We start from the raw sequence: 21,272 nt of genomic DNA, 5'->3' as shown, positions 1-21,272 counted from the left end.
CGGAATGGTTTATATTCTTAGAACGCAAGGGCTGACGAAAACTTATCGCGGGGAAGAAGTGGTTTCCGAAGTGAGTATGAATATACGCAAAGGGGAGATTTATGGCTTTCTTGGACCGAACGGCGCAGGAAAAACGACGGTCATGAAAATGATCACCAATTTGGTGAAGCCATCTGGAGGCGAGATTGAAGTGTTGGGTGAGAAAGTCCACGGAACTTCTTACGAACTGCTGAAAAGAATGGGAAGTATCATTGAATACCCGATTTTCTACGAAAAGCTGACAGCGAGAAAAAACCTCGAACTTCATTGTGAGTATATGGGGTATTACGACAAAAAGGCGATTTCCGAAGCTTTGGCACTTGTGAACCTGATCAATGTGGAAGACAAGCCGGTCAAGGAATTCTCGCTCGGCATGAAGCAGCGGCTCGGCATTGCAAGAGCAGTCATGACAAAGCCAGAACTTCTGATTCTAGATGAGCCGGTGAATGGGCTCGATCCGGTTGGCATGCATGAATTGCGCGATCTTTTTATGAAATTGAGCCGCCAATACGGCATCACTTTATTGATATCGAGCCATAACCTGGCAGAAATTGAACATATCGCCGATACAGTCGGCGTCATCCGAAAAGGAAAACTCATTAAAGAAGCTTCCATGGACGAAATCAGAAACTCGCACGCCAATCACTTGGAACTTTTTGTTGAAGATTACCCAAGAGCGGCTTTCGTACTGGAAAACGAATTGAAATTGAAGAACTTCCGAGTGAAAGAAGAAAAAGGCTTGATCAATATCTACGATGAACACATTTCGCAAAATGACATCATCCAGGCAATGGTCCAAAGCCACGTCGCCATCGGGGCCATCAATCATAAACAGCAGCCTCTCGAAGATTATTTCCTGCAGCTTATAGGAGGAGATTCCCATGCTTAATTTGATTAAACTGGAACTGAAAAGAATGAATTTAACGAGTGTCGCTTTGAGTTTTGTGTTCATCAATCTAGCCATTCTCAGCATTTTGATGCTGCTCGGTCTTGAACCGGAAGCGGCACAGGAATTTCTGGCCAGCGGGCAAGAAATCCGCCTGCTGATTGAACTGCTGGTCGTTGCGGCATTTGTGATTTATGCGTCGGTGCTGCTTTCCAATACCATTATCGAAGAGTTTAAGAATAAAACCATTTCTGTCCTGTTCATGTATCCGATCAGCCGGAAAAAGCTGCTGCTCGCTAAACTGATCATCATCAGCGTGCTCACTTTTTTTTTCATCATCGCCTCAATCTTGATCGTCTACTACAGCTTTTCCTTTATTAATGGTTTTTACACCGTCACGCCCGTTGATCTGCCGGCTGCATTACAAACCGATTACCTTATCCATCTCGTTGTGTTAGCCATTGCTTGTGCAGGTATGTCCTTAATCCCGCTGTTTTTCGGCATGATGAAATATTCAGTGCCGGCAACGATCACTTCGTCCATCCTCATTGTGGCGTTATTGTCTTCATCAGTGGATACGATCGGCACCAACCTGCTTTCCTTTACAGCCGTTCCGGTCCTGCTTGGTGTTTTTGGCTTCATTGTCGCCAATTTAGTAGTAGGAAGAGCTGTTCAGAAAGATTTCTAAGTAGTGCAGGACGGAGCGAAAAAGAATCTTCATTTTCTAAAATGAAAGCTGCCTTAAAAGGCAGCTTTTTTACTTTGTTGAATTGCTGCCGTTCGCCCAAAGAACGCGGGCGTCAATTTGGCGATGGAGCCGGTAGGCATAAGGTTTAAATCCGCGCCTTGGCAAAAAGTTGGAGATGGGGAGATTCGCCATGCGCCAGTCGGTCTCGAAAAATTCGAATCCGGATTGTTTTGCCTCGTTCAAAACAATCGATAATAGCTGGCTCGATAGCCCTTTTCCGCGAAATCCTTCTCTTGTGGCGACACAGCTCACTGTGCTGCAACGTTCCGGTATGCGCATATTCGCTTCAGACGCTTCGTCAGGCCAGGCAGCGATGCAGCTGGCAATCGTCCCGTCTTCTTCAAATGCCGCCCAAAACCGCACATCTTCTTCATCCAATAATTCCGCATAGCCGTCATTCAAATCCGGCAGCATTTCGGGCAATGTAGCACCCCAGGAAGGAGCGGAAGCGACTTGGGACGGTATCATATTCGACATTTCCCGGACAGCCGCCTCGTCTGACTTTACCGCTAAACGAATGGAAGGATCGTAGGAGTCGAGCGGCTGAACATTTTTCAAGTCCAGCAATCCATGGACTTGTTCGTAGGCAAAACAAACTCTGAACCAAGCATCCATCGCTTTTGGATTGCCGCAAGGCGTCAGCACAAAATGGCTGAAATAGCCAAGCTGCACCAATTGTTCACCTAATTCGCAATAAAGTTGGCGGATCAGTTCTTCTGATGCATCCAGATCCAATGCATATCCGGCATAATCAATCCAGGCATGGCGGCCTCTTTGCGGTTCGTTTAGAGTTTGGGCAATCATGTAACCGACCATTTTTTCATGCCGGAAAGCGGCTACTCCTACAGACGGCGATTTTGCTAACAATCCCCGGATGGCTTTTTCCGCATGCTCCGATTTCTCAAAGCGGGCAGGCAATTCGGGAAAAAGGGCTCTTTCGGTTTGATGGCGGCCTGCAAGCAAAGCAGCAGCCTGAGAAGCCATAGCCGCATCGAAATTTCTGATTTCCATGAAATTCCCCCTCTCAATTCAGACATCTATAGTATTCCATGTAGAAAAAGGAATTCCTTTCAACAAAAATTATTTTCATAATCAGTTTCATACAACCTATGGGAAAATTGTGCTAATTTGTTTAAAAATATCTTCTACTTTCTATCTACTTTTTCTGTAACATGTGCTACATTATAAGAAAAAATTTAAAGTTTGAAGAAGGTAGTATGATGAGTTCTCAATTAACGACCTATATTACACTGATTTGCACATCCGGTGTATTAAATTTGTATTTAGGCGCATATGTCTTTGCCAAAAGGCAGCAATATAAGAAAATCGCTAATTTTTTTATGATCTATACAGCTTCTATCACCATCTATTGCTTCGCTTCCGCCTTTAGTTTAACCGCGGATACCATCGGGCAATTGAAGTTTTGGAACACCTTGCTATACATTGGCATGGCGGCTTCGGCGCCTTTAGGATTGCTGTTCATCATGCATTATTTAGGGATAAAGCTGACGAAAAAAAGAATTGCAGCGATGCTTGCTATACCCGCCATCAGCTTTCTGATGGTAGCTACAAATGATTTTCATCATCTGCATTACAAAGTGTTTGAAATTGACCCTTCGCTAGGCGCTCCTTTCGTTCATCAAGAAATCGGTCTCTGGTACCTTATCCACGGAATTTATACCTTCGGCTGTATGTTGGCTGCTTTCTTACTGGTGCTTTTCCGCTGGAGAGAAACGGCGAAAGCTTACCGTCCACAAATTTTTGCTTTATCAATTGGCCAATTGATTCCCATGTCCACTGCATTTATTTACTTGATCGGCTTAACGCCTGAAGGAATTGATCCGGTGCCGATGGTTATTTGCGTTTCTTCCATTCTCTATCTATGGGTGATCAACCGCTCGCAATTATTTGCGGTTATGCCGATTGCCAAAGATGCGATATTCAATAGCATAAGCGATGGTGTTTTTGTGCTGAACGAATCACTTAATCTCATTGAATTTAACCAGTCGGCTGAAAAGATGTTTCCTTCGCTCGATGCATCGCTATTCGGTGTACATTTTGAAAATGTATGGAAAGGGTTGTCTGAAACAGCATTTCCATTTGAATTAAAAGCGGCAGAGTCGCTGCAGGAAATCGAGTTGAAAAACGAACTTTTGGAACGTGTTTACCAAGTGCGCATTTCTCCGTTGCGGCATGGCAGCGAAAATAAAGGCTTGCTAATCATCTTCACGGATATTACAGAATTAAAGAGCTTGCAGCGAAAGCTTGAGCACCAAGCCTATTACGACGAACTGACCGGGGTTTTCAACCGGCGGGCATTCTTCCAAATAAGCGAGCAGCAATTTGCCAAAGCCAAACGAGTGGAAGCTCCTTTCACTGTGATGCTGATTGACATCGATCATTTCAAACAAGTAAACGACACATTTGGGCATCAAGTAGGCGATCAGCTGCTGAAACATGTGGTCGACATTTGCCGAGCAGAGTTGAAAGAGAAGATGTTGTTCGCGCGCTATGGCGGCGAGGAATTTGTATTAGCGTTAGACGGAGGGAATATTGAAGAAGGGGCAGCAGTGGCAGAGCGGCTGCGCCGCCAAGTAGAAACCAGCTTTTTGCATGTGGACGAGAACCGGATCTCCGTAACCATAAGCAGCGGTGTGGCTGAAGCTTCGGCGATGCCAGAAGAAACCCTCTATCAGCTCCTGAACAAAGCGGATCTCGCTTTATATGCGGCAAAACACGAAGGGCGCAACCAGGTGAAAACCTATGCGGCTGAACAGCTCCTATAAAATCACTAAAGAGATAACGGAAAGTATGAAAGCCTTCTCCTTAAAAAAATGGGAAAAGGCTTTATTTTTATGCAAATTGAAGTCTTTTTAACGGACTTTTCTCTTTAAAAGGCTTATAATAGTAATGTTTTGAATTGTAAATAACTACGAGCCAGTATGATATAGTTAATAGTAAAGCAGAAATCAGCATTCTTCGGCGGTGTTTGACACCAAGAAAGCCATGCCTTGAGTTTTCTGCAATAATCGGTTAGAAAAGGAAGGTTATAATGGGCAACCTACAGAAGAAAACAGACGTTATTTTAATTGGTGCTGGAGTCATGAGCGCGACTTTAGGGTCAATGCTTAAAGAGGTAGCACCTGAGATGGAAATCCAAGTGTTTGAGAAGCTTCCAAGCGCAGGGGCTGAGAGCTCTAACGAATGGAATAACGCGGGTACAGGACATGCTGCATTATGCGAGCTGAACTATACTCCTGAGAACTCTGACGGATCCATTGATATCAATAAAGCGATCAAAATCAATGAACAGTTCCAGTTGTCGCGGCAATTCTGGTCCTTCCTTGTGAAAAACGGACGGATCAGCAACCCGGAAGATTTCATCAAGTCGATTCCCCATATGAGTTTAGTAGAAGGGGAAGACAATGTGAAATTCTTGAACAACCGCTTTAAAGCATTGGCTGATATTCCGTTATTCAAAGGAATGGAATACGCAGAAGATGCAGAGACATTGAAGAAATGGATTCCACTCATCATGGAAGGCCGTACATCAACTGAGCCATTGGCAGCAACTAAAATCGATACAGGTACAGATGTAAACTTCGGCGCGTTGACAAAAATGCTTTTTGAACATTTGAAAGAGCAAAATGTCGACATCAATTACAAACACAGCGTGAAAGATATTAAACGCAACAGCGAAGGCAAATGGGAAGTGAAAGTGCATGATCTTGAAAGCGACAAAATCGAGTATCATACAGCAAGCTTCGTATTTATCGGCGGCGGAGGCGGAAGCTTGCCATTGCTGCAGAAAACAGGCATTCCGGAGTCCAAGCATATTGGCGGATTCCCGGTAAGCGGCTTGTTCCTTGTCTGCAACAAACCCGAAATCGTTGAACAGCACCATGCGAAAGTTTACGGAAAAGCAAAAGTCGGAGCTCCTCCGATGTCTGTTCCGCATCTTGACACACGCTTTATCGACAACAAAAAATCATTGCTATTCGGTCCATTTGCCGGTTTCTCTCCAAAATTCCTGAAGACCGGTTCAAATATGGATCTAATCGGTTCTGTAAAACCGAATAACGTTTTCACAATGCTTGCAGCAGGTGCTAAAGAGCTTTCTTTGACGAAGTATCTAGTGCAGCAATTGATGCTTTCAAACGAACAGCGCATCGAAGAATTGCGTGAATTCATCCCGACGGCAAAACTTGAAGACTGGGATGTTGTGGTAGCAGGACAGCGCGTTCAAGTGATCAAAGATACCGATAAAGGCAAAGGGACGCTTCAATTCGGTACGGAAATCGTAACAGCAGCTGACGGTTCGATTGCAGCATTGCTGGGCGCTTCTCCTGGTGCATCGACAGCAGTCCATGCCATGCTTGAAATCTTTGCAAAATGCTTCCCAGAACAAATCAAAGATTGGGAGCCGAAGATCAAAGAAATGGTGCCATCTTACGGCAAATCATTAAACGAACATCCGGAACTTCTAAAAGAAGTCCACACTTCAACAGCTAAAACATTGGGATTAGTGGTTGAAGAAGAAACAAAATCAGCTGTATTGACGAAGTAATTCCAAAAGAACCATTCCTCCCGCCACAGGGAAGAATGGTTCTTTTTTTGATGGGGAAGTTATAATAAAGGCATCATCCATAAATCGGAAAAGGGGAATCTGTGTTATGAAAAAGACAAATGCCTATATTGATGCTGTATTTAATACTCAAGATGCTCTATTGGAAGAAGTCGTAGCTTCCATCGCAGAAAATGGCATGCCAGCCATTTCAGTTTCACCCTCTTCCGGAAAATTGCTGACCATGTTAGTGGCGATTTCTGGAGCGAAGAATATCTTGGAAATAGGAGCGCTTGGCGGATACAGCGGAATTTGCCTGGCTCGTGGATTCGGCAGCGAAGGAAAGTTAACGTCCTTGGAGCTGGAAGAACGTTATGCAGAAGTTGCGGAGCGAAATTTGACCAAGGCCGGTTTTGAAGAACAGATTAGCTACCTGACAGGCCCGGCGCTGGAAAGCCTGGAAAAGTTGATTGCGGACAAGAACACATTCGATTTTTTCTTTATCGATGCCGATAAAGAAAACTATGAAAATTATTTGAATGGCTGTCTGCAGCTTGCAGAACCAGGTGCATTGATTCTTTCGGATAATGTATTGGCAGCGGGAAGTGTCGTTGACGATCTAGCCGAGCCAAAACGGTATACGGATATCATGAAAAAATACAATGACTTAGTAGTCAATCATCCACGATTGGAATCTTTATTAATTCCAATTGGTGATGGAGTAACTGTTTCAAGAGTCATAAATTGATTGGAATGAAAAAGAGGATGCAGCAATTTCGCATCCTCTTTTTTATGTGTTTATTTGAAAAATGGGGTTTTCTTTAATGCTGCCACGACTGGAATCGCCACAGCGAGGCCAACAATATTTTGAACAAGGTTGCCTGGGATAGAAGCCAGTGGAATAATCCAACTGCTGAAGAGCACAGCTTCGCAAACATAATAGCCAGCGAGCATAAACGGCAGCGAGACAAGAGCCGCCAGAATATTAAAGCCGATGCTTCCGCCATTCCGCCCTTTAGCCCAAGAGATTTTGCCGACAATATAGCCTTGCAGGCCGCGCGTCACGAGACTGAATGGCGCCCAAAGCGTCCATCCGGAAAACAAATCGAACAATCCCATCCCCACACCGCCGGCAATGGCTCCTTTTTTAGGGCCGAAAAGGGTGGAAATGATAAAAAGCATAGCGGTTCCTAAATGGACCAATCCGCCATTTGCAGCGATAGGAAGTCGGATATTTAACAAAAGAGTAGCCACAAATACGAGAGCGATGGCCATAGAAGTTAAAATCAGATCAAAAGTGCGTGTACTCGGGTAAGTAGTTGTTTTTTGCATGGTAACCCATCCTTATCTATTGTTTCGGTCCATTGCAATGCTGTAACGGACTGTTACCATACATTATCAAAGGGATGGCCTAGTGAAAAGTATCAATTTAAAAGAAAATGTAGAGGTCAGTTATAAAAAATAGAAATAATAACTGAAAAAACTAATTTTTATTTCCTATAAACGTCAATAGATAATTAGTATGAATTTTCAAAATTGGGTATTTCTATTCTATTAATATTGATAGCACATTGGTATAAATAGGAGAAGGCCTTTATTACAAATATTACTATAATATTTAAACAACTGGGAAATAAAGGCGAGAATGAACCCATTTAAGAGGAGGAATTAGTGAATGAAAATCGATTCGAAAAAATTCAAGTATTTCGCAGTAGCAGGAGCTTCGGCTGCATTAGTAGCTACTGCAGTAGTGCCAGCGGTTGCAGCTGATGAAGTGAAAACAGCAGCTTTCACTGATGTATCCGAACGTTATGCGTTGCCAATTACGTATTTGGTGACAAATAATTTATCAAACGGTTTGACGAAGACTTCATTTGGCGTAAATGAAACGATCAAACGCGGCGATGCAGCTATTATTTTGGCACAAGCATTGAACTTGAAGGATCCTAAAGCTCCGGCATCTGGATTCAACGATGTACCAACTCGCGGTACCCTTGCGATCAATTCATTAAAAGCAGCTGGAATCATTAACGGGAAGACATCTAAAACTTTCGGTTTCAACGACACGATTACACGTGGAGAAGTCGCTTTAATGATGAGCAACGCTAATGCGTATAACTTTAAAGGCGATGTATCGAACATGACGTTCACCGATGTAAACAGCCGCTATAGCCAGGCAGTAGCCGGCTTGATGGCAAATGGCATCACGCAAGGGGTTTCTGCTACTAAGTTCGCTCCCGATAATTCCATCAAACGCGGAGATTTCGCTATCTTCATTTACAGAGCAGAAATGCTTGAAGTGGAAGAGTTGAGCGAAGACTTCCGAGATGCAATGAATGGATTTGCTTCTCTTGGAGCAGAATATGGCTACGATGTAGTTGTAGACGAGTCCCGAGTGAATACATTTAATATTGAGGGATCTGGAGATCTTCCAGCACCTGAATCAGGTACAGGGTTCTTCCAATCGTTAGCAGACCAAGGAATTGAAACAGTCCTAGTCAATAACGTTTCTTATGAAATCTCTAATGGCAATGGCACAGTTGCTGCTGGCGCTCAAGATGCAAAACAAGCAATCATGGTTTCATTGGCAAGCAAAAATACGGTAGATATTACATTCAACCTTCCGTATAATGACGAATTCCGTGGCATTACTTACACATTCAATTTCTTCCCTGAATGAAGAAAGTAAATGAACACTTATAATTTTTCCTCTTAAAGAAAAATGCCTGCAGATATTAGGGTTGTCCTAACATCTGCAGGCAATTTTTTTGTGCAAATTTAAAAGGAACACTTTGCTCAGAACCCCTATCATTTAGAAGATAAGAAATGTTTCACATGAAACAATTTATCGACTGCCTTAGCCTCATCCAAATATTTCCTTCCCTATATATACATATTTCCACTATCGGTAAAAAAAGATGGATTGATTTGTTGAACTTCAAAACAAAAGAGAGTAGAATGCTAACTAGTTTAAAAATAGTACTCTAATTAAAGTACTATTTAAAAAGTGAATTGAAAAGAGAAAGAAGGAAGCAACAGATGAAGTTTACACAGTTCTTAAAGAACAAAGGCGCAATCGCCGCCATTTTTATGGGGATTTTCTACGCGATTGCTATGCTGGGCATTTTCATTCCCGGTTACTCGGCCATTCCGAATAATATTGATCAAATGCCGATTGCAATGGTGAATGACGATGCCGGCGAGTATGGCAAAATGATTTCCGAGCAATTATCGGAAAAACTGCCATTTGAAGAAATTGAAACGGGTCTAACAAATAAACAAGCGATGAAACAACTGGAAAAGAATGATTTAGCATTAATCATTCACATTCCGGAAACTTTTTCTGCTGATATGCAAAACGGGGAAGCGGCATCAAGCATCGACTTCACCACGAACGGTGCAAGCGCAACCGTCGTATCTTCAACGATGACCTCCATCGTAAATCAAATCAATAACCAATTAAGTACACAATTTTCTACACAGACGGCACAAGGTGTATTAATGAACTTGAATATACCGGAAGAACAAGCAACGGAAATAGCGCAAATGATTGAAACGTCTTATACAGGCAATATGGTGACGATCAACGAAGTGCCGGCGGGCATGAACAATAACATGCTGCCGATGTTCTTGACGATGGCTGGATATACCGGAGCCATGATCGGAGCCATGCAGTTGGTGTCAGCCTTTAAAGACAGCCGCGGCAAAGCAAGCAAAACCCGCTTGTTCATCTATCTTCAATTGACTGCTTTAATGATTGCTGTTGTATCTTCGGTTCTTGGCGTGGCGATTTCTTATTTCGTCAACGGCTATGGAACGGAATTGCTGCTGGGGCTAACCGCACAGCAAATCTTAAACTATATGGTCTGCTTTAACTTCACTGCCATTTTGATCTTCTTGGTAGGCGAAGGCGGCATGGTGCTAAACTTGCCGATTCTATTGATTCAAACGCTTGCGAACGGGGCGACTATGCCTCGCGAAATGATGTATCTGCCATATGAGTGGATGAGCTATATTTCACCGATGTATTATTCGGTCCAAGCTTATTTTGCTACTTTGTATGGCAGCGTCAGCGCGGCGCCTAATCAATGGATGATGGCAGCCATCGGAGGAGCAGCGCTGCTGATCAATATCTTGATCGTGGCATTTCTTCACAAACCGGTTCCGATTGAAGCGCCGGAAGCACAAGAAGCAAAACTCCAGAACGCTGCTGAAATCACAGCGTAAGTTTGCTACAATGAAGTCAGTTCTTGCCAAAGGAGTCTAAAAGATGGCAATCCAAATTTATATATTGAGCAAACTGATCGAAGGCAATAATTATCCTTACGAATTGAAGCGGCAGCTTTCTGAACCGATCCCGTTTGACGAATTTGCGGGATTAACGGAAAGCAAACTTTACTATCATTTTGAAGCCCTTACGAAACAAGGCTTAATCGAAGTCGTTGAAGTGATTAGAGAAGAGCATCGTCCGGACAAACAAGTCTTTGCAATCACTGAAAAAGGCCGGAAAGAGTTGCCGAAGAAAATCTATAGCTTATTTGAGAAGTCGAAAGCCGTAAATGAAATGATCATCGGTTTGGCAACCTTGGATTATGTGGATCGGGATAAAGTTGTGCTGATCTTAGAAGGAAAACTGCAAAAACATAAAGAGCGTTGGGGACATATGGCCACTTTCCGGGAAATGATCGACGTGGACGAATCAAGAACGAATTTTGTTGATTTCATGAATGATTATTTTAACAGCAAAGCGGAGCATACAGCGCATTGGATCGAAGAGACGATCAAACGCATCAAAGAAAGAAAAATCTAGCGAACTGAAAAGCTTCAGGCAAGACACTATTAAGGTGGTCATTGTCTGAGGCTTTTTTTTATAAATTCTAGAATCGAGTAGCGGAGCCGACTGGTACTTTGGAAGGTAAAAGTTTAACTTTGAGAAAGAAAGGAATGAAGAGAAGTAAGGTCTGTGTAGAAAATTTGAAAGGCGTGGATACCTTGCTGGCTCATCAAATTTTACTGCTCTTATTGATTGGGTACATTGTTTATACAATCGATATCAAAAAGAATTACTTTCCGGTTCCTGTGGTTCTTGTACTGATCGGGATCGGTCTTTCATTTCTTCCATTTTTCTCAAATCTGCATATCACCAAAGACATCATTTTCACTGTTTTTCTTCCTGCTATTTTGTTCACATCGGCCTATCAGTTTCCAATCAAGCAGCTGAAGGAAAATGCAGGGATTATTGCGGCACTCAGTACATTGGGGCTGATGGCGACCGCTGGGCTTTTAGGGCTTGGCATCTACTGGATGAGCGGATTGTCGATATCCATTTCACTGACGGCGGCCTTTCTTTTGGCTGCGATTCTCATTCCGACAGATCCAGTTTCGATAACAGCTATATTGAAGCAAAGTAAAGGAGAAGAGAAAATTGCAGATGTAGTAGAAGGGGAATCGATGGTCAATGACGGAACGAGTGTTGTCATTTTCACTATTTTTCTTGCGATGTTCCAGACAGAGGATGGCTTTTCAGCAGGAAAGTTCATTTCCGAATTTTTGGTGGTGTCCCTTGGAGGGATTGCGGTCGGCTTGTTTCTTGGCTGGCTCATGAGCAAAATCATCCATTACACGCATAACCGGCATTATCATGTCATGCTGACGATTATCGTAGCTTATGGGGGTTTTTATCTGGCAGAGGCGATAGGCGTTTCCGGCGTTTTGGCAACCGTAGTTGCAGGTATCGTATTAACTTTTGAATTCGATGAGGATAAAGACAATAGCCACATCCAAGAATCGCTTGATGGCTTTTGGAATATTGTCAACCCGACGCTTTTAGGGTTGCTGTTCCTATTAATCGGTATTCAAGGCGCTGAATACTTGGCCTTTTCAAAATGGGGACTAGCAGTGGGGATTTTCCTGTTATCCATTTTCGCCAGGTTTATTGTGCTGGCCGTGTTTATTTACGGGGTTCCAGCCTGGAGAAAGGAATTCACCAATGATTTTTCAACCACTTCGCTGCTCACCTGGTCGGGCATCAAAGGCGCAATGTCGGTTGCGTTGCTGCTCTGGCTTGAAAATGAAGTAGGAGAGAAAGATGATTTGTTGGTGTCGCTGGCTTTTGCGGTCATTCTTTTATCACTTGTAATCCAAAGCATTGGAGTTTATCCATTAACCAAGTTCATCAATAAACAAGACAAATGAGAAGTGTAAAACATTGACACAGTTTCCGCCATGCTCTATTGTTAAAGACGCGATGAGCTCGTTTGCGTAAGACGGACAAGCATTCCTTTATGGAACACGTTGTGGAGCGTGGCTTGATACGCCGTAAACTATCGAAAACCCCCATGCCTTTTGGCATGGGGGTTTTACTTTGTCCATTAACTTATTCCAGGTATCTTCTAGCTCCAGAGTAATTCTTCAAATAAACTCCGGAATTCAACGCCTCAATTCGCACTTTAGAAGAGGCATTCGGCGCATGCAGCATTTTGCCGGAGCCGATATAGAGCCCCACATGATAGACTTTTCCTCTTCCGCCGTTATAGGCGAAGAACACCAAATCACCAGGCTGCAAATCTTTCTTCGCTACCGCCGTGCCTTTTGTCGCTTGATAGAACGAATCGCGCGGAATCGTGATTCCGAAGTTTTTGTAAACAGCGTAGATGATTCCGGAACAATCAAAGCCGTAAGCGGAAGTGCCTGCCCATAAGTAGGGAAGATCCAAGAACCTTTTCGCTTCATTGACGATGTTTGCTTGTGATGGTTTAGGAACGGATTTATAGTTCTTATACGATTTGGCATCCGCTTTCCGCAGAAGTTTGATGCCATTAGCTGGTGTTTGCACATGGTACCATTTATTGTCTGATTTGATGACCGGCAAGATGGTTGAATAGCTGATTTCCATGAACTGCTTTTGGTCGTTCGTATTATACAATGGTGCGAGTTTTGCTGTAACGATGGCAATGCCGCAATCGGAATAATCTTTTGTCACTTTCGCTATATGGGATTTTGGGACCCATCCCGGGTAGCCTTCTTTTTGATAAGGTACATATTGATCGTTTGCTGCAATCTCAACCCAATTGCTGCCGGTTGTGAGCAAGCTGACTTCTTCACCGAACACCGCTTGAGTATCGGTTTTTTCAACTAGCCATTTCTTTTCATTCAAGGTCATGCCATTGATCCATTTTTTCATGTCAACGGGCTTGGACAGGGAAGGCTTGTCGACAGTCCGGGTTTTATTTGGGTTTTTCCACATATTTGTTACGGAAACATTCACTTTATAAGTGGCTGTTTTGCTTGGCTTTTCACATGAAGCTGGCGGAACAGGAGTTGGCGCCGGTGGTGGTGCCGGCGGTTTGGGATCCGCCCGGAATGCCGGATTCAGGATCCGGGCTATAAATACGGCAAAATGCGATTTCGTTAAATACGTATAAGGCTTAAATGTGTAGTCGTTGTAGCCGGCCGTAATTTTATTGGCAATCAGGATTTGGATCGCTCCGTAAGCTGCTGAACTAGGGGAAACGTCTTTGAACACGGTAGTGGTTTTGCCGGATAGTTTAAAGGCTTTTACAAGAACGGTAGCCATTTGGGCGCGCGTCAGTTTTTCATAAGGATTGAACTGGCCTTTGCCATTTCCGACCATGATTTTCTCATCGACGATGGTGGCGATGAGCGGGAAATTCGGGTCGTCAGCTTTCACATCGGTGAAAACAGGGGCCGGCCTATTCGTGGTGTCGAGCTTTAAGGCCTGGATCAAAATGCCAACCGCTTCGATGCGGGTGATTTCTTTGTCTACACCAAAATCTACCGCTGGATCTGCAGTCAAAATCCCTTGTTTCACTAAATAATCGAATTCGGCTTTAAATTTGTATGGGTCCTGGACATCTTTATAGACGGGAGCGGCAAAGGCAGTGTGAAATGGCGTCAACAGGATGAGAAATGCCAGCAAAACCATTATCATTTTTTTGTTCATGTAGTTTCCCCTTTTGAAATTGTCATTTTATGCTAACTATACCTTAGAAAAACAAGGAAAGTAAGACTAAATATTTAGAAATATGAAATTTTATAATTCCATTTACTCTATTAACAAATGAAAAAAGAAGTGCAAGGCGATTGCCTCTACACTTCTTTTTTCATGATAAAGCCCATATGCCGTCCGCTTTTCTTGTCTTGGCGATAAGAAAAGCCGGAAGGGTCTTGGAACGTACATGTCCGGTCAATGGTGATTTGGCTGGCCGGAATTCCAGCCAGCTCACATTGCTTTTGAACGGTCAATTGATTGTCGATATGGTACTTTTTGGTTTCGGCGTTAAAGGAAATAAACTCATCGGCATAACCCAAGTCTTTGAATTTCAAAAATACATCTTCGTCCACTTCAAATTTCTGCTGGCTGAGTGCAGCACCGATTTGTACGTGGAAATCAGTTGGATCGCATTGTTCCTGCTGCTTCAAGTGTTCAAAGAGTTTCAAGGAAATTTCTTTGACCGTCCCTTGCCAACCGGAATGGATTGCACCGACAACGCCGGAAACTCCGTTGTAAAAAAGGACAGGCACGCAATCAGCGGCAAAACTGCTCAAAATAAGATTCGGTTCGAATGTGTAAAGCGCATCCGTATTTTTAATCGCAGTGTCTTTTGTTTCTGCGCCGCGGCCTCTATCTTGCGCTATGACCCGGTGGAAATTTGCGCTATGGGTTTGTTCGGCAGCGACGAAATCGGTCAAAGGCCGGCCAAGTTCAGCAGCGAGTTTTCTGCGGTTTTCTACGATTGATGCCGGATTTTCACAGACATGCAGCGCCATATTATTCTGTTCAGCTTCTGCGGGGTCTTTGAACGTCATCCCTGCGATAAATTTTTCATTGTCTACATATAATTTCTTTTTCATCTGCATCACCTGCTTACAATATAGCGGAAATCATCCTGAATGTGTAGCTACACCTTTGAACTTTGCAGATTTGGCGGAACGATGCTGTCAGCCGCAAATTTTTTCGTTTTAAAATAGCTGAAGAAATAGCACCCGCTGATGACAATGAGGCTCCCGATAATTTGGACAGCTGTCATCTTTTCGCCAAGCAGCATAAAAGCTAAAATCGCTGTGAAGACCGGATTGAAATTCAGGAAAAGGCCGGAAGTCGTTGCGCCGAGCTTTTGAACGCCCAGATTCCATAAGACAAAACAGAGCACAGTCGAAATGACGCCGGTGTAAAGGATGGAATAGACAAATGAGGCGTTGACGTCCACTACGGCAAAATCCGTGATATTGAACGGCAGCAGGAAGGCGAGCCCGAATACGCCAGAATACAAAGTCGCCATCGCAGCACTCGTATTGGCCATTGCCCATTTGCTGCAGACGGAATAGATGCCCCAAATACTGACAGCAGCGAGCATGTACAAATCACCTTTATTGAAATGAAGCGACCAAAGCAGGTGGAGCTCGCCTTTCGTCAAGACGAGCAAAACACCGAGAAAGGAAAAGCCCATCGCAGCCATCTGCAAAGAGTTGATGCGTTCTTTTAAGAAAATCACTGAAAATAAGGCAATGGAAATCATGTTCAAGGTGGAAATCAAGCCCACGTTGGAAGCGGAAGTCTGCTCCAATGCCAGGAATTGAAGAATATTAAAAAAAGCGACGCCTGTAATTCCCATCAAAGCTAACGGAAGGATCGCTTTTCGCGAAGGTTTAATTTTTTTCTCTGTCAACCAGACCAAAGGCAGAAGGCAGAGAATGGCGATGAGCCAGCGAAGACTAGTTAACGTCATCGGAGAAGCATGGCCGACTAGCCATTTTCCGACGATGAAGTTTCCGGCCCATAAAAAGCTGGTCAATAACAGCAATAAGAAGTACAAATAACGCATATGCAGACCTTCTTTCGATTTGATAATGAATAATTTTATCATTTAAACGAAATTTTCCGTATATTATTCTGTTTATTGCGCTATATTTAAAATAAAATAAGAAATATGAAATAAATACTTTTATTTATTCTGTTTAGGGATAGCTAGAGCAAGTTATTTGGAATGATTGAAAGGGGCAAAAAAATGGAATCAATCGTCAATAAAGTGTTAGACCAAACCGATGTACAGATTTTGGATATTTTGCAGAAACAAGCGCAGCTCAGCAATACGGAAATCGCCAAACAAGTAAATTTGTCGCCGCCGGCTGTCCATTCCCGGATTAAGCGTTTGGAATCAGAAGGCTATATCATCGGGCACGTAGCGATTCTCAATCAGGAAAAGCTCGGCTTTGATTTGCTGTGCTACATTTTTATCAGCACGGATATTCATCAAGCGGAAGAATTGAGTAGACTGGAACTTGCCTTGGTGGAGATGCCGGAAGTGCTGGAATGCCAATGCTTGACCGGGGAGTATGATTATTTGCTGAAAGTGGCCAATAAGAATCGGAAAGACCTGCAGGATTTTATCCGAAAGCTCAATAAATTGGGGATTACGAAGATCCAAACAAGCCTCGCACTCCGGGAAGTCAAATATTCCACGGTGCTGCCAATCAGAGGAGATTGAGGCGAGAAAGTCCAAATTTCCAGGGAATGGGTGTATACTTAATAGAGGAAAAATCAACTTAATTGGTCTTAAGCCAGTAAAATCAGGGGAATTCCCCGGTACTATAAAGCGTTCAGCAAGCAGAGCCTTGTGATCATGCTTTTGGAGGAAAAAATGTTCAGCAATATCCGAGTAGAAGAGTTAATGTCCGGCAATCGAAAAAACGAAATGACGCTAATTGATGTGAGATCGCCTTCTGAATACAAAAGTTTCACGATTCCAGGAAGCATTAATATTCCTTTTTTCAATGATGCAGAACGGGCAGAAATCGGTACACTCTATAAACAAGTAAGCGTCCATGCGGCAAAAGAGCGGGGCCTTGAAATCATTTCTGCAAAACTGCCGGATTTTATCCGCCAATTCAAAGAAGTGGAAGGCGATAAAACGGTCTTTTGCTGGCGCGGAGGCATGCGCAGCAAAACGACTGCGACGCTTCTCAGCTTAATGGATGTCCACGTCAGCCGTTTGGAAGAAGGAATCCGTTCTTATCGAAAATGGACAATTGATCAGTTGGAGCATATCGAAGCTCCTAAAAAAGCGATTGTGCTAAACGGTTTGACCGGCACCGGCAAAACCCGGATCCTAAAAGCTCTTGAAAAAGAGGGTTATCCTGTTATTGATTTTGAAGGGATGGCCAATCACAAAGGATCAATATTCGGCCAGATCGGCTTGGAGCCCCACAATCAGAAAACCTTTGATGCATTATTAAATGAACGCCTGATTGAACTCAAGGATTCGCCTTATGTTATTTTTGAAGCGGAAAGCACCCGAATTGGCCGAGTCGTCATTCCACCGTTTCTCAGTGATTTGAAAAACACCAGCCTTCATCTGATCATCGACTTGCCGATGGAAGAGCGCATCAAGGAAATCATGGAAGATTACACGCCTTCAAAATACCAGGAGGAATGCTTGGAAGCTTTCCATCGCATCCAGACGCGCATCCATGTGCCGGTTGCGAAAAAAATCGAAGAAGATCTCCAAACGGGTAATTTTGAATCCGCTATTCGCCTGCTGCTGGAGTATTATTACGATTCCCGGTACAAGCACACCGGCCTGCAATACCCGGATTCCCAAAAACTGCATTTAGACGTCAAAAATCTTGAAGAAGCCATTCAGGCAGTCAAAGAGCAATTGCCTGAAACGGAAAGCAAACTGTCGAGCCCGATAAATTCATAAATGCGCCCAAAGCCAGCTCTTTAAACCGAGCTGGTTTTGTTTTCTTTTACCGCCGTCGGAAATTTTGACCCTTTGTTGAGCGGGTGGTAGGGTGAAAAGACAAGAAAGTTAGCTTGATCTGAAAAGCTAGGAAAGGATGGCTGAATGAACTTTGCATTAAGTGAACAAATGATTAAAGAACTGTGCGGAATCGCCGCTTATAAAAAAGGAAAAGCATATTTCGAAGCAAATAAAGTAATATTGCATGCGGGCTCCAAAGAGGAAGCAACGATTAAAGCTACAGTAAAAGCTGGGGAAGATTTCACTGTTTTGATTCGCCAAGGCGAGCACAATCAGCTTGTCGCCGAATGCAGCTGCCCGCCTGTCGGTTTTATCAAAACCCATTGCCAGCACATTGCAGCCGTACTGCTTGCAGCAAGAGATGTTCAGGCTGTTGGCAGTCCATTGGCTGACCAGATGCTGAGTTTGTTCAGCAATCCATCCGGGCGTCCTGCCGGAAAGCAGCTCCATTTTGATACGCGCCAAACAGTAGCGGTGGAGTTTACCTGCTTTCCTTTTTTGCTGGAAAACGCGGAATATGGAATTGGCCTTCGTTTGCAGGCAGGAATCAGCGAACGGCATCCCGTCCTAAGGGTTTTAGAGTTCTTGAAGAAAGTCGAACGGAAAGAACCGGCGGAAATCACCAGTGATTTTACCTATAATCCACAATGGCATAATTTCAACCGTGAAACCGATGCGGTCCTGCAGTTCCTTATTAAGAGCTCCCGCATTCCAAGTTTGCTGACGGACCGGGAAGGCATGATCTTAGTTTCGGTGTCGGATTGGCTGCAGCTTCTGCCGCTATTGCAGCAAGCGCCCCACGTCAGCATCCAGCAAGGAGATCAATTATATAAAGAGCTGCGGTTAGCGGAGCGGCTCCCTGTCCGTTTTGAAATTGAAGAAGGGCCGTCGGGGAGTTATGTACTGGAAGCAAAAGGCCTGAATGGCATTTTGGTATTAAGTGCTTACGGCTACGCGTTTACTGGCGGAGAGCTTGTGCCGCTGCCCGAAGAAAGCTGCAGGCAGCTGATGGAACTGAAGAACCTGCTGGAGTTGGCGGGAGAACCGCGTTTAACGATTCCGGCAAGCCAAATGGAGCATTTCATGAAAACGGCCATTCCAGGACTGATGAAGCTTGGAAATGTGAAAATGGATGATGGCGTAGCCAGAAGTTTAGGCGAAGTGCCGCTTCGGGCAAAATTATATCTGGATCGCGTCAGCAACCGGCTTCTCGCAGGCCTTGAATTTCATTATGGGCAATTGATCATCAATCCGTGTGAAGAAGAGGAAGCAGGCCTTGAACATTACCCGGGGCTTCGCCGGCATATCGCGGAAGAGCAGCGCATCATGCAGATGATGCACGACAGCTTGTTCAACCAAACAGACGGCGGCTTTTATATCCATAACGAAGAGGCGGAATACGATTTCCTTTATCACTGGATCCCGAAATTTGAAGAGGTGGTTGAAGTATATGCCACCACTTCGGTAAAGATGCGCCTCCATACTGGCTACATTGGACCGAAAATCAAAATGGATTTTGGCGAAAGGACGGACTGGCTTGAATTCCGCTTTGATTTGCAGGGGATTCCGGAGAAAGAGATCCAAAAACTCCTGAAAGCTCTTGAACATAAACGAAAATATTACCGGATTCCGAATGGCCAGCTGTTATCGCTTGAAACGCCGGATTTTCTTGCATTCAACGATTTTATGAATGAAGTGGAACTGACAGCGCAGCAATTGGATGAGCAGGAATTCCGGATTCCGCTGCTGCAGGCGATGAAAATGCTGGATGTGGTGGAAGGCGGAGAAGTGATTGAGCCAGGCGAGAATTTTGCGCAGCTTCTCAAGAACTTGAATCATCCGCTTGACCATGCTGCGGCTATTCCGAAACGTTTGGAAAGCATTATGCGGGACTATCAGAAAGCGGGCTACAGATGGCTGAAACTGCTCGCGAAATATCAATTCGGCGGCATTTTGGCAGATGATATGGGACTTGGGAAAACCTTGCAGAGCATTGCTTATATCGTGTCGGTGCTGCCGGAAATCCGTGCGCATAAACGGCCGGTGCTCGTCGTTTCACCGGCCTCGCTCACCTACAATTGGCTTAATGAAATGAAAAAATTCGCACCCGAGCTGAATGTCCGCATCATCGACGGGACAAAAGCAAAAAGAAAAGCCGTCTTCGAAAGTTCGGTGGGTACGGATATCTTCATCACCTCTTATCCTTCACTGCGCTCAGACGCCGCTTTTTACAGCGGGAAAATTTTTCATAGCCTGTTCTTGGACGAAGCCCAGGCATTCAAAAATCCATTGACGAAAACCGCCCGGTCGCTGAAGTCGATAGAAGCGGATTATAAATTTGCATTAACGGGAACACCAATAGAAAACTCCATCGATGAATTATGGTCGATTTTCCATGTGGTTTTTCCAGAGCTGCTTCCGGGAAGAAGGGCATTCAGTGAACTTAGACGTGAAGAAATTGCGAAAAGGGTTCGTCCTTTCATTCTCCGCCGCTTGAAAAAAGAGGTATTAACCGAGCTGCCAGAGAAAATAGAAACGATGCAGTATTCTGATCTGCAGAAAGAACAGAAAAAAATCTATGCCGCTTATTTGGCTGAACTCAAACATGACGCGTTGAAGCATTTAGCGAAAGGCAGCCTGAAGAAAAACAAAATCCGGATTTTAGCCGGACTCACGAGGCTTCGCCAAATCTGCTGTCATCCTGCGCTCTTTGTAGAGGGCTACACGGGAAGTTCTGCGAAATTCGAGCAGTTGCTTGAGATTATTGAAGAAAGCCGGCTAGCAGGCCGCAGGGTGCTGATTTTCTCGCAGTTTACCCAAATGCTTGGACTCATCGGCCGGCAGCTTGCACGCCAAGGCCAGCCGTACTTCTATTTGGATGGACAGACGCCTGCTGCAGAACGTGTAGCGCTTTGCGACCGCTTCAATGAAGGGGAAGGCAATCTCTTCTTGATTTCATTGAAAGCGGGAGGTACGGGCTTGAATCTGACAGGGGCTGATACGGTGATTTTGTACGATCTTTGGTGGAACCCTGCAGTTGAGCAGCAGGCAACAGACCGTGCCCACCGGATGGGCCAGCAAAATACGGTGCAGGTGATTCGTATGGTGGCCAAAGGAACGATCGAAGAAAAAATCAACGAACTTCAGGAGAAAAAGAAGAACCTGATTGATGAAGTCATCCAACCTGGAAGCGAAGCGCTGACGGCAATGACAGAAGAAGATATCCGGGAAATCTTGATGATTGAATGAGGT

Annotated in this window: 17 protein-coding genes; 12 read left to right on the top strand and 5 right to left on the bottom strand. The window is 44.2% G+C overall.

What is annotated here, in order from left to right; all coding sequences use genetic code 11:
- Window positions 1-4 precede the first annotated feature (4 nt).
- Window positions 5-928, top strand: coding sequence for an ABC transporter ATP-binding protein (locus tag NFU07_RS08970; protein WP_251476912.1), 924 nt, complete (start codon window positions 5-7; stop codon window positions 926-928).
- Window positions 921-1,613, top strand: a complete 693-nt coding sequence (locus tag NFU07_RS08965; protein WP_251476910.1) for an ABC transporter permease — start codon at window positions 921-923, stop codon at window positions 1,611-1,613. Before NFU07_RS08970 ends, NFU07_RS08965 begins: the two co-directional genes overlap by 8 nt.
- A 69-nt stretch (window positions 1,614-1,682) precedes the next feature.
- On the opposite strand, the gene NFU07_RS08960 is transcribed toward NFU07_RS08965, so the two are convergent.
- Window positions 1,683-2,684, bottom strand: coding sequence for a GNAT family N-acetyltransferase (locus NFU07_RS08960; protein ID WP_251476907.1), 1,002 nt, complete (start codon window positions 2,682-2,684; stop codon window positions 1,683-1,685).
- A gap of 209 nt (window positions 2,685-2,893) precedes the next feature.
- On the opposite strand from NFU07_RS08960, the gene NFU07_RS08955 reads away from it, so the two are divergent.
- The 3 genes from NFU07_RS08955 to NFU07_RS08945 all read left to right on the top strand — a co-directional run bounded on the left by NFU07_RS08955 (window position 2,894) and on the right by NFU07_RS08945 (window position 6,985).
- A complete protein-coding gene (locus tag NFU07_RS08955) occupies window positions 2,894-4,459 on the top strand; it encodes a histidine kinase N-terminal 7TM domain-containing diguanylate cyclase (protein ID WP_251476903.1) in 1,566 nt (521 codons plus the stop codon).
- Window positions 4,460-4,725: 266 nt separating this feature from the next.
- Window positions 4,726-6,240 carry a malate:quinone oxidoreductase gene (locus NFU07_RS08950; protein WP_251476900.1) on the top strand — a complete coding sequence of 505 codons (1,515 nt, stop codon included), beginning with the start codon at window positions 4,726-4,728 and terminating at the stop codon, window positions 6,238-6,240.
- A gap of 106 nt (window positions 6,241-6,346) precedes the next feature.
- Window positions 6,347-6,985, top strand: coding sequence for an O-methyltransferase (locus NFU07_RS08945; protein ID WP_251476897.1), 639 nt, complete (start codon window positions 6,347-6,349; stop codon window positions 6,983-6,985).
- Between the two features lie 50 nt (window positions 6,986-7,035).
- Here the strand turns inward: NFU07_RS08945 and NFU07_RS08940 are convergent, their stop codons facing one another.
- Window positions 7,036-7,569: an ECF transporter S component gene (locus tag NFU07_RS08940; RefSeq protein ID WP_235197691.1), complete on the bottom strand. Its 534-nt coding sequence runs from the start codon at window positions 7,567-7,569 to the stop codon at window positions 7,036-7,038.
- Window positions 7,570-7,912: 343 nt separating this feature from the next.
- On the opposite strand from NFU07_RS08940, the gene NFU07_RS08935 reads away from it, so the two are divergent.
- From NFU07_RS08935 to NFU07_RS08920, 4 genes are all read left to right on the top strand, one after another.
- A complete protein-coding gene (locus NFU07_RS08935) occupies window positions 7,913-8,917 on the top strand; it encodes an S-layer homology domain-containing protein (RefSeq protein ID WP_251476895.1) in 1,005 nt (334 codons plus the stop codon).
- A 359-nt stretch (window positions 8,918-9,276) separates the two neighbouring features.
- Entirely contained in the window at window positions 9,277-10,464 is a 1,188-nt protein-coding gene (locus tag NFU07_RS08930; protein ID WP_251476893.1) for a YhgE/Pip domain-containing protein, read from the top strand.
- Between the two features lie 43 nt (window positions 10,465-10,507).
- Entirely contained in the window at window positions 10,508-11,047 is a 540-nt protein-coding gene (locus NFU07_RS08925; RefSeq protein WP_251476891.1) for a PadR family transcriptional regulator, read from the top strand.
- A 134-nt stretch (window positions 11,048-11,181) separates the two neighbouring features.
- Window positions 11,182-12,432, top strand: coding sequence for a cation:proton antiporter (locus tag NFU07_RS08920; protein WP_251476889.1), 1,251 nt, complete (start codon window positions 11,182-11,184; stop codon window positions 12,430-12,432).
- Between the two features lie 181 nt (window positions 12,433-12,613).
- On the opposite strand, the gene NFU07_RS08915 is transcribed toward NFU07_RS08920, so the two are convergent.
- The 3 genes from NFU07_RS08915 to NFU07_RS08905 all read right to left on the bottom strand — a co-directional run bounded on the left by NFU07_RS08915 (window position 12,614) and on the right by NFU07_RS08905 (window position 16,082).
- Window positions 12,614-14,200, bottom strand: coding sequence for an NlpC/P60 family protein (locus NFU07_RS08915; RefSeq protein WP_251476887.1), 1,587 nt, complete (start codon window positions 14,198-14,200; stop codon window positions 12,614-12,616).
- A 146-nt stretch (window positions 14,201-14,346) separates the two neighbouring features.
- The gene (gene pgeF / locus NFU07_RS08910) at window positions 14,347-15,111 is read right to left on the bottom strand and encodes a peptidoglycan editing factor PgeF (RefSeq protein ID WP_251476885.1); all 765 of its coding nucleotides are present in this window, start codon (window positions 15,109-15,111) and stop codon (window positions 14,347-14,349) included.
- A 47-nt stretch (window positions 15,112-15,158) separates the two neighbouring features.
- Window positions 15,159-16,082: a DMT family transporter gene (locus NFU07_RS08905; protein WP_251476883.1), complete on the bottom strand. Its 924-nt coding sequence runs from the start codon at window positions 16,080-16,082 to the stop codon at window positions 15,159-15,161.
- Between the two features lie 183 nt (window positions 16,083-16,265).
- Here NFU07_RS08905 and NFU07_RS08900 point away from each other — a divergent pair, with 183 nt between their 5' ends.
- From NFU07_RS08900 to NFU07_RS08890, 3 genes are all read left to right on the top strand, one after another.
- Entirely contained in the window at window positions 16,266-16,745 is a 480-nt protein-coding gene (locus NFU07_RS08900; RefSeq protein WP_251476881.1) for an Lrp/AsnC family transcriptional regulator, read from the top strand.
- 153 nt (window positions 16,746-16,898) lie between these two features.
- Window positions 16,899-17,960, top strand: coding sequence for a tRNA 2-selenouridine(34) synthase MnmH (gene mnmH / locus NFU07_RS08895; RefSeq protein ID WP_251476878.1), 1,062 nt, complete (start codon window positions 16,899-16,901; stop codon window positions 17,958-17,960).
- 144 nt (window positions 17,961-18,104) lie between these two features.
- On the top strand, window positions 18,105-21,269 hold the full coding sequence (locus tag NFU07_RS08890) for a DEAD/DEAH box helicase (protein WP_251476875.1): 3,165 nt from the start codon (window positions 18,105-18,107) through the stop codon (window positions 21,267-21,269).
- Window positions 21,270-21,272 lie beyond the last annotated feature (3 nt).

This window comes from Planococcus sp. NCCP-2050 (genome assembly GCF_023708025.1).
In the GTDB taxonomy this organism is placed as follows: domain Bacteria; phylum Bacillota; class Bacilli; order Bacillales_A; family Planococcaceae; genus Planococcus.
This window is presented reverse-complemented; position numbering and strand designations above follow the sequence as displayed.